The sequence below is a fragment of the Escherichia sp. MOD1-EC6021 genome, assembly GCF_002965245.1.
Classification (GTDB): domain Bacteria; phylum Pseudomonadota; class Gammaproteobacteria; order Enterobacterales; family Enterobacteriaceae; genus Escherichia; species Escherichia coli_F.
On record NZ_PTRU01000009.1, the window covers coordinates 1 to 19,232 of the forward strand.

The 19,232-nt window shown below is 51.9% G+C and carries 22 protein-coding genes; 7 read left to right on the plus strand and 15 right to left on the minus strand.

The window, feature by feature from the left end; translation table 11 throughout:
• The 9 genes from BEB54_RS12100 to fkpA form a co-directional block, all read right to left on the minus strand.
• A partial coding sequence (locus tag BEB54_RS12100) for a GTP-binding protein (protein WP_000031683.1) occupies window positions 1-287 on the minus strand: 287 nt, incomplete at its 3' end.
• Between the two features lie 70 nt (window positions 288-357).
• Window positions 358-2,472: an elongation factor G gene (gene fusA, locus BEB54_RS12105; protein WP_000124703.1), complete on the minus strand. Its 2,115-nt coding sequence runs from the start codon at window positions 2,470-2,472 to the stop codon at window positions 358-360.
• Window positions 2,473-2,568: 96 nt separating this feature from the next.
• Complete coding sequence (rpsG, locus tag BEB54_RS12110; RefSeq protein WP_001138043.1) at window positions 2,569-3,039, minus strand: 30S ribosomal protein S7; 471 nt, start codon at window positions 3,037-3,039, stop codon at window positions 2,569-2,571.
• A 96-nt stretch (window positions 3,040-3,135) separates the two neighbouring features.
• Window positions 3,136-3,510 (minus strand): 30S ribosomal protein S12, encoded by a 375-nt coding sequence (gene rpsL, locus BEB54_RS12115; RefSeq protein WP_000246815.1) that lies wholly within the window; start codon window positions 3,508-3,510, stop codon window positions 3,136-3,138.
• 125 nt (window positions 3,511-3,635) lie between these two features.
• Window positions 3,636-3,923 (minus strand): sulfurtransferase complex subunit TusB, encoded by a 288-nt coding sequence (tusB, locus tag BEB54_RS12120; RefSeq protein WP_000903377.1) that lies wholly within the window; start codon window positions 3,921-3,923, stop codon window positions 3,636-3,638.
• A gap of 7 nt (window positions 3,924-3,930) precedes the next feature.
• Window positions 3,931-4,290 (minus strand): sulfurtransferase complex subunit TusC, encoded by a 360-nt coding sequence (gene tusC, locus BEB54_RS12125; protein WP_000820714.1) that lies wholly within the window; start codon window positions 4,288-4,290, stop codon window positions 3,931-3,933.
• A complete protein-coding gene (gene tusD / locus BEB54_RS12130; RefSeq protein WP_001209691.1) occupies window positions 4,290-4,676 on the minus strand; it encodes a sulfurtransferase complex subunit TusD in 387 nt (128 codons plus the stop codon). The genes tusC and tusD overlap by 1 nt, the downstream gene beginning before the upstream one ends.
• The gene (locus tag BEB54_RS12135; RefSeq protein WP_000091466.1) at window positions 4,676-5,398 is read right to left on the minus strand and encodes a helix-turn-helix transcriptional regulator; all 723 of its coding nucleotides are present in this window, start codon (window positions 5,396-5,398) and stop codon (window positions 4,676-4,678) included. Before BEB54_RS12135 ends, tusD begins: the two co-directional genes overlap by 1 nt.
• A 166-nt stretch (window positions 5,399-5,564) precedes the next feature.
• Window positions 5,565-6,377, minus strand: coding sequence for an FKBP-type peptidyl-prolyl cis-trans isomerase (gene fkpA / locus BEB54_RS12140; RefSeq protein ID WP_000838261.1), 813 nt, complete (start codon window positions 6,375-6,377; stop codon window positions 5,565-5,567).
• Between the two features lie 220 nt (window positions 6,378-6,597).
• On the opposite strand from fkpA, the gene BEB54_RS12145 reads away from it, so the two are divergent.
• Window positions 6,598-6,816 carry a protein SlyX gene (locus tag BEB54_RS12145; protein ID WP_001153615.1) on the plus strand — a complete coding sequence of 73 codons (219 nt, stop codon included), beginning with the start codon at window positions 6,598-6,600 and terminating at the stop codon, window positions 6,814-6,816.
• Window positions 6,817-6,864: 48 nt separating this feature from the next.
• Here BEB54_RS12145 and slyD read toward each other — a convergent pair whose 3' ends face one another.
• From slyD to kefG, 4 genes are all read right to left on the minus strand, one after another.
• Complete coding sequence (gene slyD, locus BEB54_RS12150; protein WP_000861334.1) at window positions 6,865-7,455, minus strand: peptidylprolyl isomerase; 591 nt, start codon at window positions 7,453-7,455, stop codon at window positions 6,865-6,867.
• Window positions 7,456-7,549: 94 nt separating this feature from the next.
• Window positions 7,550-7,750: a YheV family putative zinc ribbon protein gene (locus BEB54_RS12155; protein WP_001007730.1), complete on the minus strand. Its 201-nt coding sequence runs from the start codon at window positions 7,748-7,750 to the stop codon at window positions 7,550-7,552.
• A 9-nt stretch (window positions 7,751-7,759) separates the two neighbouring features.
• The gene (kefB, locus tag BEB54_RS12160) at window positions 7,760-9,565 is read right to left on the minus strand and encodes a glutathione-regulated potassium-efflux system protein KefB (RefSeq protein ID WP_105282205.1); all 1,806 of its coding nucleotides are present in this window, start codon (window positions 9,563-9,565) and stop codon (window positions 7,760-7,762) included.
• Window positions 9,565-10,116 (minus strand): glutathione-regulated potassium-efflux system ancillary protein KefG, encoded by a 552-nt coding sequence (kefG, locus tag BEB54_RS12165; protein WP_123059735.1) that lies wholly within the window; start codon window positions 10,114-10,116, stop codon window positions 9,565-9,567. The genes kefB and kefG overlap by 1 nt, the downstream gene beginning before the upstream one ends.
• 130 nt (window positions 10,117-10,246) lie before the next feature.
• On the opposite strand from kefG, the gene BEB54_RS12175 reads away from it, so the two are divergent.
• From BEB54_RS12175 to BEB54_RS12190, 4 genes are read left to right on the plus strand one after another with little or no spacing between them, the layout of a single operon-like run.
• Entirely contained in the window at window positions 10,247-12,160 is a 1,914-nt protein-coding gene (locus BEB54_RS12175; protein WP_039020595.1) for an ABC transporter ATP-binding protein, read from the plus strand.
• Window positions 12,160-13,182: a hydrolase gene (locus BEB54_RS12180; RefSeq protein ID WP_039020596.1), complete on the plus strand. Its 1,023-nt coding sequence runs from the start codon at window positions 12,160-12,162 to the stop codon at window positions 13,180-13,182. Before BEB54_RS12175 ends, BEB54_RS12180 begins: the two co-directional genes overlap by 1 nt.
• Window positions 13,176-13,394, plus strand: a complete 219-nt coding sequence (locus BEB54_RS12185; RefSeq protein WP_000907089.1) for a YheU family protein — start codon at window positions 13,176-13,178, stop codon at window positions 13,392-13,394. The genes BEB54_RS12180 and BEB54_RS12185 overlap by 7 nt, the downstream gene beginning before the upstream one ends.
• 53 nt (window positions 13,395-13,447) lie before the next feature.
• Entirely contained in the window at window positions 13,448-14,317 is an 870-nt protein-coding gene (locus tag BEB54_RS12190) for a phosphoribulokinase (protein WP_032185285.1), read from the plus strand.
• Window positions 14,318-14,371: 54 nt separating this feature from the next.
• Here BEB54_RS12190 and BEB54_RS12195 read toward each other — a convergent pair whose 3' ends face one another.
• Complete coding sequence (locus tag BEB54_RS12195; protein ID WP_001148911.1) at window positions 14,372-14,776, minus strand: OsmC family protein; 405 nt, start codon at window positions 14,774-14,776, stop codon at window positions 14,372-14,374.
• Between the two features lie 302 nt (window positions 14,777-15,078).
• On the opposite strand from BEB54_RS12195, the gene crp reads away from it, so the two are divergent.
• Both crp and BEB54_RS12210 read left to right on the plus strand, forming a co-directional pair.
• Entirely contained in the window at window positions 15,079-15,711 is a 633-nt protein-coding gene (crp, locus tag BEB54_RS12205; RefSeq protein ID WP_000242755.1) for a cAMP-activated global transcriptional regulator CRP, read from the plus strand.
• Between the two features lie 50 nt (window positions 15,712-15,761).
• Window positions 15,762-17,852, plus strand: coding sequence for a YccS/YhfK family putative transporter (locus BEB54_RS12210; protein WP_039020597.1), 2,091 nt, complete (start codon window positions 15,762-15,764; stop codon window positions 17,850-17,852).
• Window positions 17,853-17,929: 77 nt separating this feature from the next.
• Here BEB54_RS12210 and argD read toward each other — a convergent pair whose 3' ends face one another.
• Window positions 17,930-19,150 (minus strand): bifunctional acetylornithine/succinyldiaminopimelate transaminase, encoded by a 1,221-nt coding sequence (gene argD / locus BEB54_RS12215; RefSeq protein WP_039020598.1) that lies wholly within the window; start codon window positions 19,148-19,150, stop codon window positions 17,930-17,932.
• Window positions 19,151-19,232: the final 82 nt, after the last annotated feature.

Genomic DNA, 19,232 nt, shown 5'->3' on the forward strand with positions numbered 1-19,232 from the left:
GCACCGGTGATCATGTTTTTAACATAGTCGGCGTGCCCCGGGCAGTCTACGTGTGCGTAGTGACGGGTCGGGGTGTCATATTCAACGTGAGAAGTGTTGATGGTGATACCACGAGCTTTTTCTTCCGGCGCGTTATCGATCTGGTCGAATGCACGAGCAGCACCGCCGTAGGTTTTAGCCAGTACGGTGGTGATTGCAGCGGTCAGAGTAGTTTTACCGTGGTCAACGTGGCCGATAGTACCAACGTTAACGTGCGGTTTTGTACGTTCAAATTTTTCTTTAGACACGGCTATATTCCTTACTATAGTGCTCTCCCCTTCAGGAGAGAGCACGGGACTTTGGTATTAACCCTTAGGCTTATTTACCACGGGCTTCAATTACGGCCTGAGCAACGTTACTCGGCGCTTCATCATACTTCAGGAATTCCATGGTGTATGATGCACGACCTTTGGTCAGAGAACGCAGCTGAGTTGCATATCCGAACATTTCAGACAGCGGTACTTCAGCGTGGATCTTAACGCCAGTAACTTCAGATTCCTGACCTTTGAGCATACCACGACGACGGCTCAAGTCACCGATAACGTCACCGGTGTTCTCTTCCGGAGTTTCTACTTCAACCTTCATGATCGGCTCAAGCAGAACTGGTTTCGCTTTCTTAAAGCCTTCTTTAAAGGCGATAGAAGCAGCCAGTTTAAACGCCAGTTCAGAGGAGTCAACGTCATGGTAAGAACCGAAGTGCAGACGAATACCCATGTCTACTACCGGGTAGCCTGCCAGCGGACCTGCTTTCAGCTGTTCCTGGATACCTTTATCAACGGCCGGGATGTATTCGCCAGGGATTACACCACCTTTAATGTCGTTGATGAACTCGTAGCCTTTCGGGTTTGAACCCGGCTCCAGCGGGTACATGTCGATAACAACATGACCATACTGACCACGACCACCAGACTGTTTCGCGTGTTTACCTTCAACATCGGTAACTTTCTGGCGGATAGTTTCACGGTAAGCAACCTGCGGTTTACCTACGTTCGCTTCAACGTTGAATTCACGCTTCATACGGTCAACGATGATGTCGAGGTGCAGTTCGCCCATACCCGCGATGATGGTCTGGTTAGATTCTTCGTCAGTCCATACACGGAAAGACGGGTCTTCTTTAGCCAGACGGCCCAGAGCCAGACCCATTTTTTCCTGGTCAGCTTTGGTTTTCGGTTCAACTGCGATGGAGATTACCGGCTCAGGGAATTCCATACGTTCCAGAATGATCGGCGCATCCGGGTCACACAGAGTGTCACCAGTGGTTACGTCTTTCAGACCGATAGCAGCAGCGATGTCGCCCGCGCGAACTTCTTTGATCTCTTCACGTTTGTTAGCGTGCATCTGAACGATACGACCGAAACGCTCACGTGCAGCTTTCACGGAGTTCAGTACGGTATCACCAGAGTTAACCACACCGGAGTAAACACGGAAGAAGGTCAGGTTACCAACAAACGGGTCGGTAGCGATTTTGAACGCCAGAGCAGAGAACGGCTCGTCATCACTTGCGTGACGTTCAGCCGGAGTATCTTTACCGTCGTCCAGGATACCGTTGATCGCAGGTACGTCAACCGGGGATGGCAGGTAATCAATTACCGCATCCAGCATCGCCTGAACACCTTTGTTCTTGAACGCAGAACCACAGGTTACCAGGATGATTTCGTTGTTCAGAACGCGCTGACGCAGAGCACCTTTAATCTCTTCTTCAGTCAGTTCTTCACCACCCAGGTATTTTTCCATCAGCTCTTCAGAAGCTTCAGCTGCGGATTCGATCAGGTTCTGGTGCCATTCGTTAGCCAGTTCAACCATGTCTGCCGGGATATCTTCGTATTCGAAGGTTACGCCCTGGTCAGCGTCGTTCCAGTTGATAGCTTTCATTTTCACCAGGTCAACAACACCGGTGAAATGTTCTTCAGCACCAATCGCCAGCTGCAGCGGAACCGGGTTCGCGCCCAGACGGGTTTTGATCTGGTTAACAACTTTCAGGAAGTTCGCACCCATGCGGTCCATTTTGTTAACGAACGCAATGCGCGGAACTTTATATTTGTTTGCCTGACGCCATACGGTTTCAGACTGCGGCTGAACACCACCAACTGCGCAGTAAACCATTACCGCACCATCGAGAACACGCATGGAACGTTCTACTTCGATTGTGAAGTCAACGTGCCCCGGGGTGTCGATGATGTTGATGCGATGCGGCTCATACTGCTTAGCCATACCAGACCAGAATGCAGTAGTCGCAGCGGAAGTGATGGTAATACCACGTTCCTGCTCCTGCTCCATCCAGTCCATGGTTGCAGCGCCGTCATGAACTTCACCGATTTTATGGTTTACACCGGTGTAGAACAGAATACGTTCGGTAGTAGTGGTTTTACCGGCGTCGATGTGCGCACTGATACCGATGTTACGGTAGCGTGCGATGGGTGTTGTACGAGCCATTTGTTTCCTCGTTTATCTTTTAGGCGTTCAATTTAAGTAGCCCAAAGCGGGCTGCTTACTGGAAGCGCCCGCCTGGTGACTAAAACTCCGAAGGGATTACCAACGGTAGTGTGCGAACGCCTTGTTGGCTTCGGCCATACGGTGAACGTCTTCACGTTTCTTAACTGCAGTACCTTTGTTTTCTGCAGCATCAGAAAGTTCGTTCGCCAGGCGCAGAGCCATGGATTTATCACCGCGTTTACGAGCAGCTTCAACGATCCAACGCATTGCCAGAGCATTACGACGAACCGGACGGACTTCAACTGGTACCTGATAAGTAGAACCACCAACGCGGCGAGACTTAACTTCTACAGTCGGGCGCACGTTTTCGAGAGCTACTTCGAATGCTTCCAGTTCAGATTTACCAGAACGCTGAGCCAGGGTCTCCAGCGCGCTGTATACGATAGATTCGGCAGTAGATTTTTTACCATCTACCATCAGGATATTTACAAATTTAGCCAGCAGTTCTGATCCGAACTTCGGATCCGGCAGAATTTTACGCTGACCAATGACGCGACGACGTGGCATGGAAATACTCCGTTGTTAATTCAGGATTGTCCAAAACTCTACGAGTTTAGTTTGACATTTAAGTTAAAACGTTTGGCCTTACTTAACGGAGAACCATTAAGCCTTAGGACGCTTCACGCCATACTTGGAACGAGCCTGCTTACGGTCTTTAACGCCGGAGCAGTCAAGCGCACCACGTACGGTGTGGTAACGAACACCCGGGAGGTCTTTAACACGACCACCACGGATCAGGATCACGGAGTGCTCCTGCAGGTTGTGACCTTCACCACCGATGTAGGAAGTCACTTCGAAACCGTTAGTCAGACGAACACGGCATACTTTACGCAGCGCGGAGTTCGGTTTTTTAGGAGTGGTAGTATATACACGAGTACATACGCCACGTTTTTGCGGGCATGCTTCCAGCGCAGGCACGTTGCTTTTCGCAACTTTGCGAGCACGTGGTTTGCGTACCAGCTGGTTAACTGTTGCCATTAAATAGCTCCTGGTTTTAGCTTTTGCTTCGTAAACACGTAATAAAACGTCCTCACACAATATGAGGACGCCGAATTTTAGGGCGATGCCGAAAAGGTGTCAAGAAATATACAACGATCCCGCCATCACCAGGCCATCTGGCTGGAGTGCTTAACCGTAAGTCTGACGAAATCAGTATAGTCAATGGGAATGATGTCGTTCGAAATTTGACCAGTCAAACCGCGGGCAATAAGGTCTTCGTTCAGGGCATAGACCTTAATGGGGGCATTACGCAGACTTTCAAGGTAGCGGTTACCGTCAACTGCGGCAGTTACACCATCTTGCAATAATAGCAGTTCGTCGCCTTCACTGAGTAGACGCAACAGCGCAGCAAAATCCGTCAGCCAGGGTGAACGATGTAATGTGTGCAGCATAAACGCCTCAAAACCTCAAAATAACATCGTAGTTGGCGAGTTCGCGGCGTAAGGCATCTGCTTCGAGCGGCGTGGCTTCGACAACAAAGGGGGTCTGCGGATCTAACCCGCGTTCGCGCAGTGAAGCCGCACAAACCCAGCACTGTTCAATGTCGTACAGACCCAACAATTTAAAAGTGGCAATGTAATCACGCGCCAGCACTGCATCGGGCTTTTGTCCTGGCAACAGCTGAAAAACGCCATCAGCAATAAAGAAGACAGCCAGATCGTCAGTTAATGCGGAAGTTGCCAGTAAAGCATCTAAACCTTCCCGGCCTGCAGCGGTACCATGAGGCGCAGTAGAAAAAACAAACGCAATTCGTTTCATCAGAACTGTACCACTCTGTCACAGGTCAGCGAGGCTTCCGCCAGCGCGCCAAGTCCACTTAAGGTAAATCCCGGCTGAAGGTTTGACGAGGCCAATCGCAGCCTTCCTGCTTCAGTTTCATCGACGATACCGCGGCGTAACGCTGCCGCTACGCAGATATTCAGCGCCACACCATGTTGCGCATTCAGTTGTTGCCAGCCGCGCACAAGGTCAAATTCGTCGCTTGCCGGTGAGGTCAATTGGTTAGCGTTATAGACCCCTTCCCGATAGAAAAAGACGCTGCTTAGTTCATGGCCTTCTGCTATCAGCGCCTGCGCAAACTGAAAAGCACTACTCGCCTGTTGCGTACCGTATGCTGGTCCGGTCACCACGATGGCAAAACGCATTACTTATCTTGCCCCTGGAAATCACCGCTCTTGAACTGGCGGATGTAGAGATAGACAGTGTGTTTGGAGATGTTCAGGCGGTCAGCAACCTGGTTGATCGCATCTTTAATATCGAAGATCCCTTTCTCGTAGAGATTTAGCACGATCTGACGATTTTTGGCGTTATTAGAAACATTGCGATCGGCATTCACTTCTTCGATGGTGAACTCCAGCGTTTGGGTAACCAGATCTTCAACAGAAGAGGCAAAGTTGACGCTTGAACCGACATCCGGGGTTTCTGGCGGCACAAAAGTGCTCATAATCTGCGAGAAGGGAACATCAAGATTCATATTGATGCACAGCAGACCAATTACACGCTGTTCGCGGTTACGAATCGCGATAGTCAGGGACTTCATTAATACGCCGCTTTTGGCGCGAGTAAAGTAGCATTTAGAAACGCTGCTATCCGCTCCCGTCATATCGTGCAGCATACGTAGCGCCAGGTCGGTAATTGGCGAACCAATCTTCCGGCCTGTATGTTCACCGTTAGCAATGCGAATGGCTGAACATTTTAGATCCTGCAAAGAGTGCAAAACGATTTCACAGTGGGAGCCAATAAGCATCGCTAACCCGTCCACCACCGCTTCGTAGGATTTCAGAATATCAAAATCGGTCTGGTCGAAAGGACGTTGATCCAGTAAATCCAACTCACTGGTTTCGTTGGTTAAAAGCGACCTGGACATGAAAAAAAACACTCCTTTTCAGGAGCCTGTCGTTAACTTTTCAGGGCAGGCTCATTAATGATGCGGGTAACTAAATTAATACAGCGGAGGTTCCGCTTTCCAGCACTAATTATATCCGGCCTGTAATAAAAAAACCGCCGCCTGGTCAGGCGGCGGTTCTTAATGCTTATTTTTTAGCAGAATCTGCGGCTTTCGCATCAGCTTCCGGCTTTGCATCAGCCTTCGGCGCTGGTTTCACATCCAGCAGCTCTACGTCAAACACCAGGGTAGAATTCGGTGGGATCCCCGGAACACCCGCTTTGCCGTAAGCCAGTTCTGGTGGAATAACCAGTTTGATCTTACCGCCTTTCTTGATGTTCTTCAGACCTTCTGTCCAACCCGGAATAACACCGTCCAGACGGAAAGAGAGCGGTTCACCACGGGTGTAAGAGTTGTCGAACTCTTTACCGTCGATCAGCGTACCCTTGTAGTTCACGACAACAGTATCGCTGTCTTTCGGTGCTTCGCCTTTACCGGCTTCTACTACCTGATAAACCAGACCAGTTGAAGAGGTTTTCACACCTTTCTCTTTGGCAAATTTCTCGCGGTACTCTTTACCTTTCGCTTCGTTATCTGCCGCGTCTTTTTCCATCTTCGCCTGAGCAGAAGACTTCACGCGAGCTTCGAATGCTTGCAGTGTCTGTTCGATCTCTTGGTCGGAGAGTTTGCTCTTATCAGCAAATGCATCCTGAACACCCGCAATCAGCTGATCTTTATCCAGTTTGATGCCAAGTTTTTCTTGTTCTTTAAGAGAGTTTTCCATGTAACGACCCAGCGAAGCACCCAGTGCATAAGCTGATTTCTGATCGTCATTTTTGAACGCTGCTTTGCTGTCAGCAGTTGTAGCAGGTTTTGCAGCTTCAGCAGCAAAAGTGATCGGTGCATGCAGGGCAACGGCCATTGTGGTCGCCAGCAGCGTTACTTTAAACAGTGATTTCATCCATATCTCCAGGATCGGGGCATCTCACCCCAGGGTTAACTATTATCAGAAGGGTACTATAAAGCGTTGTCGAACAAATCTACATACAGACACGCCCTATTATCATCTATTTTCAGACTCTTTTTGTTTAAATTAGTTTCGATGACCGCGAAATGAGTGCTGTCTCGGGCAGCAAAGTTAAGTAGAATCCGCGGCGACCATTCGACAAAAGAGGTGAATCATGCAGGATTTATCATTGGAAGCACGCCTGGCAGAGCTGGAGAGCCGACTGGCTTTTCAGGAAATCACCATTGAAGAACTGAACGTCACGGTGACCGCTCATGAAATGGAGATGGCGAAACTGCGCGATCATCTGCGTCTGCTGACCGAGAAGCTAAAAGCCAGCCAGCCGTCGAACATCGCGTCGCAGGCTGAAGAAACGCCACCGCCACATTATTGAGGCGTAAAAAAAGCGGGGATTCCCCGCTTTTTTGTCACTTTTTCGGTATTAGTGGCAACCGCAACCGCCGTTACCTTTACCGCCGCAGCAGCCTTCGCCACCGTGCTCATGACCGTGATCGTGGCCATGACCACCGCAGCAACCGTCGTGGTCGTGATCGTGGTGATGATCGTGCGCACCGTGAACGTGGCCATGAGCCAGTTCTTCTTCGGTCGCTTCGCGAATCGCCACAACTTCAACGTTGAATTTCAGGTTCTGACCGGCCAGCATGTGGTTACCATCAACCACGACGTGATCGTCTTCAACCGCAGTGATTTCAACCGGTACCGGACCCTGGTCGGTTTCAGCCAGGAAACGCATACCTACCTGCAGTTCATCAACGCCCATAAATACATCTTTAGGAACGCGCTGCACCAGGTTTTCGTCGTATTGACCATAAGCGTCGTTCGCGCCAACAGCGACATCAAATTTGTCGCCAACTTCGTGACCTTCCAGCGCCGTTTCCAGGCCAGAGATCAGGGAACCGTGACCATGCAGGTAGTCCAGCGGCGCACTCACCGGAGACTCATCAACCAACACACCGTCTTCTGTACGTACCTGATAGGCCAGGCTGACCACCAGGTCTTTTGCTACTTTCATGATATCTCCTGAGCATGGGAAGAATAGTGGCGCAGATTGTAGCGGAATTCTGCAGCCGTGTACTCACTAGCTTAAAAAATCTCGGCGCATATCGCTAGTCCGGATGAAAAATCCCGATCACTTGCTCATCTTTGCGAACGTGATCGCGGGCTTCTTTGTCTGCTTCTCGCATTTGATGTCCGCACTTAACACATTCAACAATATCAATATTATTTTCGCGCCACATCGCCATTGAATCCTGCGCCTGACAGGCCGGGCATTTTGCGCCCGCAATAAAACGTTTTCGGATTGCCATCGTTATCCTCTACTCAAATTCATCCCAGCCATCCAGCTGGCGTCGTTCTTGTTGCATTTCACGCTGGAAGATCTCTTCCAGTTCGCGTCGGGCTTCCCTGGCGCGAGAAATTTGTACGGTATCGGCATGCATCGGTATGAGCTCCCGCAACATTCGCATATCCAGGCGACGAAAATGCAATTGTGCCCGCTGTGCCTGATGCGGATGCATGCCAAGCGTGACCAGCGTTTTGCGCCCCAGCTCTAACGCACTGGAGAATGTCTCACGAGAAAACTGCGTCACCCCTGCCTGTAATAATTCATGCGCTTCCACACGTCCGCGCGCTCGCGCAAGAATATGCAAATGCGGGAAGTGTTGCTGGCAAATCTCCACCAGCTTCATGGTGTCTTCCGGTTCGTTACAGGTAATGACGATTGACTCTGCGGCCTCTGCACCCGCAGAACGTAAAAGATCTACCTGCGTGGCGTCGCCGTAATAAACTTTGTAGCCATATTTGCGCATCAGGTTAACAGCACTGATATCCCGCTCCAGCACAGTAATGCGCATTTTATTTGCCATCAGCAAACGACCAATCACCTGACCAAAACGTCCGAAGCCCACGACAATCACCTGCGGTTTATCATCGTTGACCCACGGTTTTTCGTCTTCTTCTTCCGGTCCGTTAAACTGACGGGACAGCCATTTATCCACCAACTTCATCAGCAGCGGTGTGGTCATCATGGAAAGCGTGACCGTCACCAGCAACAGCGCCATCTGGTCGCCCTGGAATAAGCGTTGTGAAGAAGCGGTAGAAAAGAGGACAAAGGCAAACTCACCGCCCTGACTCAACACGCCAGCAAACTGCATCCGCTCTGAGCTACGCACGCCATACAGCCGCGCCAGCAAATACAGCACGAGAATTTTCACCGCCACCAGCACAATCACGCTTATCACTACCCACAACAGATGGGTATAAAGCACTCCGAGGTTGAGCGACATGCCGACAGAGATAAAAAACAGTCCGAGCAGCAAGCCTTTGAACGGATCGATAGCCGTTTCCAGCTCATGGCGATATTCACTTTCCGCCAGCAGCACGCCCGCAATAAACGTACCGAGCGCCATCGACAACCCCAGCGCATCCATAAACAATGCGGAACCCAACACCAGCAGCAGTGTCGCGGCGGTGAACACTTCCCTCACACCAGAAGCAGCAATAAAACGGAATACCGGACGCAGTAAATAGCGCCCCCCAATCAGCATGCCGACAAACGCCAGCACCTTCATGCCGATCTTCATCCAGTCGAAATGTTCGTCTGCCGAACCCGCCAGCAGCGGTACTAACGCCAGCGCGGGGATCACCGCCAGATCCTGAAACAGCAAAACCGAAAAACCTAGCTGTCCAGATTCGCTGCGATTCATCCCTTTCTCACGCATCAGTTGCAACGCCATTGCAGTGGAAGACATCGCAAGGCCAATGCCACCGACCACCGCCGCCTGCCAGGCGAAATCCGTCAGCATCAATAATCCCGCCAGCAACGCCGCGCTTAACAGCACCTGTGCCGCGCCTACGCCAAAAATCGAACGGCGCAGTTGCCAAAGCTTGGAGGGATTCAACTCAAGGCCGATGATAAACATCAGGAATACCACGCCGAGTTCCGAAAAGTGGAGGATCTCATCGACGTCGCTAATAAACCCCAGCCCCCACGGGCCAATTGCAATCCCTGCCAGCAAATATCCCAACACTGCACCAATACCCAGCCGCGATGCCAGCGGCACCGCAGCCACCGCCGCGAAGAGAAACAGCACTCCCGCGAGTAAAAAATCGGAACCTTCCATCAGCGGCCTCCTGGAGACAGCGGATTTGCCAGCCAGTCACCGTAGGCTCTGGCGTGACCCGCCAGCTCCTGTGCGCTTTGCCGTCTCGCCCAGTAAATAATGATGGGACTTAGCCAATGCATCCGGCACATGCCCGCCGCCAGCTCAAAGGGGCGCAGAACATCGCTCATCGGGTAGCGATTCAATGCGTCATAACGGTAAGCACTTTCCGGCTCGCCGGTGGTAATCACGCTACGCCAGTACTTTCCCGCCAGTTGGTTTCCTCCCGGCCCGCTGGCAAAACCACGGCTTAATACCCGGTCCAGCCACTCTTTCAGTAGTGCCGGGCAGCTATAGGTATAAAGAGGGTGCTGAAAGACAATCACCTCGTGCTCGCGCAGTAATGCCTGCTCACGGGGGATATCAATAAAAAAATCGGGGTAGTGCGCGTAAAGGTCGTGCACGGTAACATTGCTGAGCTGCGTGGCCGGTTTAAGCAGTACCCGGTTTGCCACCGAGTCCTGAGATTCCGGATGGGCATACAGCAGCAAAACTTTCGCTGGCTGAGACATCATCCCCCTCCCGGTATGGTTTTTGTGTATAGTCGCTGTTTTGGGCTACCATTGCGCCCGGTGCGGCAGCTCGCCCATACATTACATTATCATAATGATAAGTTAACATAGTCTGAACATACGGCGCCTTATGATTGTTTTCTCCTCGTTACAAATTCGTCGCGGCGTGCGCGTCCTGCTGGATAATGCCACCGCCACCATCAACCCCGGGCAGAAAGTCGGCCTGGTGGGTAAAAACGGCTGTGGTAAATCTACCCTGCTGGCATTGCTGAAAAATGAAATCAGCGCCGACGGCGGCAGCTACACCTTTCCAGGAAGCTGGCAACTGGCGTGGGTGAATCAGGAAACACCAGCGCTACCGCAAGCGGCGCTGGAATATGTCATTGACGGCGACCGTGAATATCGTCAACTGGAAGCGCAGCTACACGACGCCAACGAACGTAACGACGGGCACGCCATTGCGACCATTCATGGCAAGCTGGATGCTATTGACGCATGGAGCATTCGCTCCCGCGCCGCCAGCCTGCTGCACGGCCTCGGTTTCAGCAATGAACAACTGGAGCGCCCGGTAAGTGATTTCTCCGGTGGCTGGCGTATGCGTCTTAACCTCGCCCAGGCGCTGATTTGCCGTTCAGACTTGCTGCTGCTCGACGAACCAACTAACCACCTCGATCTCGATGCTGTTATCTGGCTGGAAAAATGGCTGAAGAGCTATCAGGGCACGCTGATCCTGATCTCCCACGACCGCGACTTCCTCGATCCGATCGTTGATAAAATTATTCATATCGAACAACAAAACATGTTCGAGTACACCGGCAACTACAGCTCGTTTGAAGTGCAGCGTGCTACCCGTCTGGCACAGCAACAGGCGATGTATGAAAGCCAGCAAGAGCGCGTGGCACATCTGCAAAGTTATATCGACCGTTTCCGTGCCAAAGCCACCAAAGCGAAGCAGGCCCAGAGCCGTATTAAGATGCTCGAGCGTATGGAGTTGATTGCCCCAGCGCACGTCGACAACCCGTTCCGTTTTAGCTTCCGCGCGCCGGAAAGCCTGCCTAATCCGTTGTTGAAAATGGAAAAGGTCAGCGCAGGTTATGGCGATCGCATTATTCTCGACTCGATTAAACTGAATCTGGTGCCGGGTTCGCGCATTGGTCTGTTAGGCCGCAATGGCGCGGGTAAATCGACATTAATCAAACTGTTAGCCGGAGAGCTTGCGCCAGTCAGCGGTGAAATTGGCCTGGCGAAAGGGATCAAACTCGGTTACTTCGCCCAGCATCAACTGGAATATCTACGCGCCGACGAATCGCCTATTCAACATCTGGCACGTTTAGCACCGCAGGAACTAGAACAAAAACTGCGTGATTACCTCGGCGGCTTTGGTTTCCAGGGCGATAAAGTGACGGAAGAAACGCGCCGTTTCTCCGGTGGGGAAAAAGCCCGCCTGGTGCTGGCATTAATCGTCTGGCAGCGTCCGAATCTACTGCTGCTCGACGAACCGACTAACCACCTTGACCTCGACATGCGCCAGGCACTGACTGAAGCGTTGATCGAGTTTGAAGGCGCATTGGTTGTCGTTTCGCACGACCGCCATTTGTTGCGTTCCACCACTGACGATCTCTATCTGGTTCACGATCGTAAAGTCGAACCGTTCGACGGCGATCTGGAAGATTATCAACAGTGGTTGAGCGACGTTCAAAAGCAGGAAAACCAGACAGACGACGCGCCAAAAGAGAACGCGAACAGCGCCCAGGCACGTAAAGACCAGAAGCGTCGGGAAGCGGAGCTGCGTGCGCAAACCCAGCCACTGCGTAAAGCAATCGCCCGTCTGGAAAAAGAGATGGAGAAGCTGAACGCGCAACTGGCGCAGGCGGAAGAGAAACTCAGCGACAGCGAACTGTACGATCAAAGCCGTAAAGCGGAGTTGACCGCCTGCCTGCAACAGCAAGCCAGCGCCAAATCCGGCCTGGAAGAGTGCGAAATGGCGTGGCTGGAAGCCCAGGAGCAGCTTGAGCAGATGCTGCTGGAAGGCCAAAGCAACTGATGGCGCAGATAACGACGACCGATGCCAATGAATTCAGCAACAGTGCTGAATTCACCCCTATGCGCGGCTTTAGCAATTGTCATCTGCAAACCATGCTGCCGCGTCTGTTTCGTCGCAAGGTGAAATTCACCCCGCACTGGCAGCGACTGGAGTTGCCCGACGGCGATTTTGTCGATCTCGCATGGAGTGAAGACCCTGCCCAGGCGAACCATAAACCGCGTTTAGTGGTGTTTCACGGGCTGGAGGGCAGCCTCAATAGCCCTTACGCCCACGGTCTGGTCGAGGCGGCGCAAAAACGCGGCTGGCTGGGCGTGGTGATGCATTTTCGCGGATGCAGCGGTGAACCAAACCGTATGCACCGCATTTACCATTCGGGCGAAACCGAAGACGCCAGCTGGTTTTTACGCTGGCTGCAGCGCGAATTTGGACATGCGCCAACGGCTGCCGTCGGCTATTCGCTCGGCGGTAATATGCTCGCCTGTTTGCTGGCAAAAGAAGGTAATAACCTCCCGATTGATGCAGCGGTAATTGTCTCCGCGCCATTTATGCTGGAAGCCTGTAGTTATCATATGGAAAAGGGCTTTTCCCGCGTTTATCAGCGTTACTTGCTGAACCTGTTAAAAGCCAATGCTGCGCGCAAACTGGCAGCCTATCCCGGTACGCTGCCGATTAATCTCGCACAGTTAAAATCGGTACGTCGCATCCGTGATTTTGACGATCTGATCACCGCCAGAATTCATGGCTACGCTGACGCTATCGACTATTATCGTCAGTGTAGCGCCATGCCGATGCTGAACCAGATCGCCAAACCGACACTGATTATTCACGCCAAAGACGATCCGTTTATGGATCATCAGGTGATCCCGAAACCGGAAAATCTCCCCCCGCAGGTGGAGTATCAACTGACTGAACATGGTGGTCATGTTGGCTTTCTTGGCGGTACATTACTTCATCCGCAAATGTGGCTGGAGTCACGCATTCCTGACTGGTTAACAACGTATCTGGAGGCGAAATCATGTTGATTCCGTGGCAAGAACTCTCCCCCGAAACGCTGGAAAATTTAATTGAAAGTTTTGTGTTACGCGAAGGCACCGATTATGGTGAACATGAGCGTACACTTGAACAGAAAGTCGCCGACGTCAAACGCCAGCTACAGTGCGGAGAAGCGGTGCTGGTATGGTCGGAGCTGCACGAAACGGTCAATATCATGCCGCGCAGTCAGTTTCGCGAATAACCTGCAGCCGTCGGCGGACGAGATAATAATGATAGCTAAGTCATGGAGTTACTATGTCTGCCAAACATCCGGTCATTGCGGTAACAGGATCCAGCGGCGCGGGGACCACCACCACCAGTCTCGCGTTTCGTAAAATATTCGCGCAGTTAAATCTGCATGCAGCTGAGGTGGAAGGCGACAGTTTTCACCGTTACACGCGCCCGGAAATGGACATGGCGATCCGCAAGGCGCGTGATGCCGGGCGGCATATCAGCTACTTTGGCCCCGAAGCGAACGACTTCGGCCTGCTGGAACAAACCTTCATTGAATACGGTCAGAGCGGCAAAGGAAAATCACGCAAATATCTGCATACGTACGACGAAGCGGTACCGTGGAATCAGGTGCCGGGAACATTCACCCCATGGCAACCTTTACCGGAACCCACTGATGTACTGTTTTATGAAGGGCTACACGGCGGCGTGGTCACACCACATCATAACGTTGCGCAACATGTGGATTTACTGGTTGGCGTGGTGCCTATCGTTAACCTGGAGTGGATTCAAAAACTGATCCGCGACACCAGCGAGCGCGGGCACTCACGAGAAGCAGTGATGGACTCAGTAGTGCGCTCAATGGAAGACTATATCAACTACATCACACCGCAGTTTTCCCGCACCCATCTTAACTTCCAGCGCGTCCCCACCGTTGACACCTCAAACCCGTTCGCGGCAAAAGCTATCCCGTCGCTGGATGAAAGCTTTGTGGTGATCCATTTTCGTAATCTGGAAGGGATCGATTTCCCCTGGCTGCTTGCGATGTTGCAGGGCTCATTCATTTCCCACATCAATACATTAGTGGTGCCGGGCGGTAAAATGGGTCTGGCAATGGAGTTAATTATGCTGCCACTGGTGCAACGATTGATGGAAGGAAAGAAAATCGAGTAACTCTGCTAATATGCCGGATAAACAATTATCCGGCATCGTACTCCTGACATCAAATCACGCGGCAACCACTTCATACGAGTGAGTAATATTCACCGCTTTTTCCAGCATCAACGCCACTGAACAATATTTCTCGGCAGAGAGATCTACCGCACGCGAAACCGCTGCGTCTTTCAGGTCGCGACCGGTGACGATAAAATGCAGATTAATGTGCGTAAACAGGCGTGGTGCCTCTTCGCGGCGTTCAGAGGTCAATTTTACTTCACAATCGACCACATCCTGACGCCCCTTTTGCAGGATAGAAACCACATCGATGGCGCTACAGCCCCCCGCCGCCATCAACACCATTTCCATCGGACTTGGCGCTTTATCGCCTGAGTTGCCATCCATTAAAATCTGGTGACCAGAGGCGGATTCGCCCAGAAAAGTTAACCCTTCGACCCACTTCACTCGCGCTTGCATTTTTGCTACTCCACTGCGTCAATTTTCCTGACAGAGTACGCGTACTAACCAAATCGCGCAACGGAAGGCGACCTGGGTCATGCTGAAGCGAGACACCAGGAGACACAAAGCGAAAGCTATGCTAAAACAGTCAGGATGCTACAGTAATACATTGATGTACTGCATGTATGCAAAGGACGTCACATTACCGTGCAGTACAGTTGATAGCCCCTTCCCAGGTAGCGGGAAGCACAATTTCGGCAATCCAGAGACAGCGGCGTTTTCTGGCTCTGGAGAAAGCTTATAACAGAGGATAACCGCGCATGGTGCTTGGCAAACCGCAAACAGACCCGACTCTCGAATGGTTCTTGTCTCATTGCCACATTCATAAGTACCCATCCAAGAGCACGCTTATTCACCAGGGTGAAAAAGCGGAAACGCTGTACTACATCGTTAAAGGCTCTGTGGCAGTGCTGATCAAAGATGAAGAGGGTAAAGAAATGATCCTCTCCTATCTGAATCAGGGTGATTTTATTGGCGAACTGGGCCTGTTTGAAGAAGGCCAGGAACGTAGCGCATGGGTACGTGCGAAAACCGCCTGTGAAGTGGCTGAAATTTCATACAAAAAATTTCGCCAATTGATTCAGGTAAACCCGGACATTCTGATGCGTCTTTCTGCACAGATGGCGCGTCGTTTGCAAGTCACTTCAGAGAAAGTGGGCAACCTGGCGTTCCTCGACGTGACGGGCCGCATTGCACAGACTCTGCTGAACCTGGCAAAACAACCGGATGCCATGACTCACCCGGACGGTATGCAAATCAAAATTACCCGTCAGGAAATCGGTCAGATTGTCGGCTGTTCTCGTGAAACCGTGGGGCGCATTCTGAAGATGCTGGAAGATCAGAACCTGATCTCCGCACACGGTAAAACCATCGTCGTTTACGGCACTCGTTAATCCCGTCGGAGTGGCGCGTTACTGAGTAGCGCGCCATTTTGTTTCCCCCGATGTGGCGCAGACTGATTTATCACCCCGATATCAACTATGCACTACGACAAACGCTGGTGCTATGTTTGCCCGTGGCCGTTGGGTTAATGCTTGGCGAATTACGATTCGGTCTGCTCTTCTCCCTCGTTCCAGCCTGTTGCAATATTGCGGGCCTTGATACGCCTCATAAACGTTTTTTCAAACGCTTAATCATTGGTGCGTCACTGTTTGCCACCTGTAGCTTGCTGACACAGCTACTACTGGCAAAAGATGTTCCCCTGCCCTTTTTGCTGACCGGATTAACGCTGGTGCTTGGTGTCACTGCTGAGCTGGGGCCATTGCACGCAAAATTGCTTCCCGCATCGCTGCTCGCCGCCATTTTTACCCTCAGTCTGGCGGGATACATGCCGGTCTGGGAACCGTTGCTCATCTATGCGCTGGGCACTCTCTGGTACGGATTGTTTAACTGGTTTTGGTTCTGGATCTGGCGCGAACAACCGCTACGCGAGTCACTAAGCTTGCTGTACCGTGAACTGGCGGATTATTGCGAAACCAAATACAGCCTGCTTACCCAGCACACCGATCCTGAAAAAGCATTGCCGCCGCTGCTGGTGCGCCAGCAAAAAGCGGTCGATTTAATTACTCAGTGCTATCAGCAAATGCATATGCTTTCCGCGCAAAATAATACTGACTACAAGCGGATGCTGCGTATTTTCCAGGAGGCGCTGGATTTACAGGAACATATTTCGGTCAGCTTGCATCAGCCGGAAGAGGTGCAAAAGCTGGTCGAGCGTAGCCATGCGGAAGAAGTTATCCGCTGGAATGCGCAAACTGTCGCCACTCGCCTGCGCGTGCTGGCTGATGACATTCTTTACCATCGCCTGCCGACGCGCTTTACAATGGAAAAACAAATTGGCGCGCTGGAAAAAATCGCCCGCCAGCATCCGGATAATCCGGTTGGGCAATTCTGCTATTGGCACTTCAGCCGCATCGCTCGTGTACTACGCACCCAAAAACCGCTCTATGCCCGTGATTTACTGGCCGATAAACAGCGGCGAATGCCGTTACTGCCGGCGCTAAAAAGTTATCTGTCACTGAAATCTCCGGCGCTACGCAATGCTGGACGACTGAGTGTGATGTTAAGTGTTGCCAGCCTGATGGGTACCGCGCTGCATCTGCCGAAGTCGTACTGGATCCTGATGACGGTATTGCTGGTGACGCAAAATGGTTACGGCGCGACTCGCCTGCGAATTGTGAATCGTTCTGTGGGAACCGTGGTCGGGTTAATCATTGCGGGCGTTGCCCTGCACTTTAAAATTCCCGAAGGTTATACCCTGACGTTGATGCTGATTACCACCCTCGCCAGCTACCTGATATTGCGCAAAAACTACGGCTGGGCGACGGTCGGTTTTACCATTACCGCAGTATATACCCTGCAACTGTTGTGGCTGAACGGTGAGCAGTACATTCTTCCGCGTCTTATCGACACCATTATTGGTTGTTTGATTGCTTTCGGCGGAACTGTCTGGCTGTGGCCGCAGTGGCAGAGCGGGTTATTGCGTAAAAACGCCCATGACGCTTTAGAAGCCTATCAGGAAGCGATTCGTTTGATTCTGAGCGAGGATCCGCAACCTACGCCACTGGCCTGGCAGCGAATGCGGGTAAATCAAGCGCATAACACTCTGTATAACTCATTGAATCAGGCGATGCAGGAACCGGCGTTCAACAGCCATTATCTGGCAGATATGAAACTGTGGGTAACACACAGCCAATTTATTGTTGAGCATATTAATGCTATGACCACGCTGGCGCGGGAACACCGGGCATTGCCACCTGAACTGGCACAAGAGTATTTACAGTCTTGTGAAATCGCCATTCAGCGTTGTCAGCAGCGACTGGAGTATGACGAACCGGGGAGTTCTGGCGATGCCAATATCATGGATGCGCCGGAGATGCAGCCGCACGAAGGTGCGGCAGGTACGCTGGAGCAGCATTTACAACGGGTTATTGGTCATCTGAACACCATGCACACCATTTCGTCGATGGCATGGCGGCAGCGACCGCATCATGGGATTTGGCTGAGTCGCAAGTTGCGGGATTCGAAGGCGTAATACAGGCTAAACCATCGGATAAGGCGTTCACGCCGCATCCGATATCTTTTGCCTGATGCGACGCTGACGCGTCTTATTTACGCCCCAATCACCTTCGCCACCGCGTGGGCGAAACGATGCATCCCTTCATCGATATCCGCATCTTCCACCACCAGCGACGGCGCAAAACGCATCACATCAGGCCCGGCATTCAGCACCATTACGCCTTCCTCGGCACCCGCATACAGGAAATCACGCGCCCGACCTTTGTACTGTGGTTTCAGCTCTGCGCCAATCAACAGCCCCATACCGCGAATATCGCTAAACACATCGTACTGCTGATCGATCTTCTGCAAATGGTCCACAAAACGCTGGCGTTTCGCGTGAATGCCTTCCAGCACTTCAGGGGTATTGATGATATCAAACGCCGCGCCAGCTACTGCACAGGCCAGTGGATTACCGCCGTAGGTGGAACCGTGAGAACCAGGATGAAACGCAGAAGCAATCTCCGCCGTAGTCAGCATGGCGCTAATCGGGAAGCCGCCGCCTAACGCTTTGGCGGAGGTCAGAATATCCGGCGTCACGCCGAAATGCATGTAAGCAAACAGATCGCCGGTCCGCCCCATCCCGCACTGCACTTCATCAAACACCAATAATGCCTGATGTTGATCGCACAGCTCGCGCAAGCCCTGCAAAAACTCTGGCGTCGCTGCCGTCACGCCGCCCTCGCCCTGAATCGGCTCAACCACCACCGCGCAGGTGTGATCATCCATCACCGCTTTCACTGCGTGGAGATCATTAAAGGGAACGTGGATGATGTCTGCCGGTTTTGGCCCAAAGCCGTCGGAATATTTTGGCTGCCCGCCCACCGAGACGGTAAACAGCGAACGACCATGAAAAGCGTTATGGAAGGCAATAATTTTGGTTTTGAACGGGCTATGACGCACACAGGCGTAATGGCGTGCCAGTTTAAAGGCAGTTTCGTTAGCTTCCGTGCCGGAGTTCATAAACACCACGCGTTCGGCAAACGTTGCCTCAATCAGTTTACGACCAAGACGCAGCGCCGGTTCATTGGTAAAAACGTTACTGATATGCCACAGAGTTTCGCCCTGGGTTTTTAACGCGTTCACCAGCGCAGGATGGCAATGGCCCAACGCCGTAACTGCAATGCCACCCGCGAAATCGACATACTCCTTGCCCTGTTGATCCCAGATTCGGCTGCCCAGACCTTTTACCGGAATAAACTCTGCCGGAGCATAAATCGGCAGGATCACTTCATCGAAAGTCGCGCGTGTAATTGCTGTTTGTTCAGTTGCCATCTCATGATCACCCTGTTACGCATAAACCAATGTGAAATTATAATCACAAAATATGCATAAAAAATCACTAAATGGCAATCAG

Coding starts and splice junctions, on each gene's coding strand:
- fusA (WP_000124703.1), bottom strand. CDS start 2,472: ATGGCTCGTACAACACCCATCGCACGCTACCGTAACATCGGTATCAGT.
- rpsG (WP_001138043.1), bottom strand. CDS start 3,039: ATGCCACGTCGTCGCGTCATTGGTCAGCGTAAAATTCTGCCGGATCCG.
- rpsL (WP_000246815.1), bottom strand. CDS start 3,510: ATGGCAACAGTTAACCAGCTGGTACGCAAACCACGTGCTCGCAAAGTT.
- tusB (WP_000903377.1), bottom strand. CDS start 3,923: ATGCTGCACACATTACATCGTTCACCCTGGCTGACGGATTTTGCTGCG.
- tusC (WP_000820714.1), bottom strand. CDS start 4,290: ATGAAACGAATTGCGTTTGTTTTTTCTACTGCGCCTCATGGTACCGCT.
- tusD (WP_001209691.1), bottom strand. CDS start 4,676: ATGCGTTTTGCCATCGTGGTGACCGGACCAGCATACGGTACGCAACAG.
- BEB54_RS12135 (WP_000091466.1), bottom strand. CDS start 5,398: ATGTCCAGGTCGCTTTTAACCAACGAAACCAGTGAGTTGGATTTACTG.
- fkpA (WP_000838261.1), bottom strand. CDS start 6,377: ATGAAATCACTGTTTAAAGTAACGCTGCTGGCGACCACAATGGCCGTT.
- BEB54_RS12145 (WP_001153615.1), top strand. CDS start 6,598: ATGCAGGATTTATCATTGGAAGCACGCCTGGCAGAGCTGGAGAGCCGA.
- slyD (WP_000861334.1), bottom strand. CDS start 7,455: ATGAAAGTAGCAAAAGACCTGGTGGTCAGCCTGGCCTATCAGGTACGT.
- BEB54_RS12155 (WP_001007730.1), bottom strand. CDS start 7,750: ATGGCAATCCGAAAACGTTTTATTGCGGGCGCAAAATGCCCGGCCTGT.
- kefB (WP_105282205.1), bottom strand. CDS start 9,565: ATGGAAGGTTCCGATTTTTTACTCGCGGGAGTGCTGTTTCTCTTCGCG.
- kefG (WP_123059735.1), bottom strand. CDS start 10,116: ATGTCTCAGCCAGCGAAAGTTTTGCTGCTGTATGCCCATCCGGAATCT.
- BEB54_RS12175 (WP_039020595.1), top strand. CDS start 10,247: ATGATTGTTTTCTCCTCGTTACAAATTCGTCGCGGCGTGCGCGTCCTG.
- BEB54_RS12180 (WP_039020596.1), top strand. CDS start 12,160: ATGGCGCAGATAACGACGACCGATGCCAATGAATTCAGCAACAGTGCT.
- BEB54_RS12185 (WP_000907089.1), top strand. CDS start 13,176: ATGTTGATTCCGTGGCAAGAACTCTCCCCCGAAACGCTGGAAAATTTA.
- BEB54_RS12190 (WP_032185285.1), top strand. CDS start 13,448: ATGTCTGCCAAACATCCGGTCATTGCGGTAACAGGATCCAGCGGCGCG.
- BEB54_RS12195 (WP_001148911.1), bottom strand. CDS start 14,776: ATGCAAGCGCGAGTGAAGTGGGTCGAAGGGTTAACTTTTCTGGGCGAA.
- crp (WP_000242755.1), top strand. CDS start 15,079: ATGGTGCTTGGCAAACCGCAAACAGACCCGACTCTCGAATGGTTCTTG.
- BEB54_RS12210 (WP_039020597.1), top strand. CDS start 15,762: ATGTGGCGCAGACTGATTTATCACCCCGATATCAACTATGCACTACGA.
- argD (WP_039020598.1), bottom strand. CDS start 19,150: ATGGCAACTGAACAAACAGCAATTACACGCGCGACTTTCGATGAAGTG.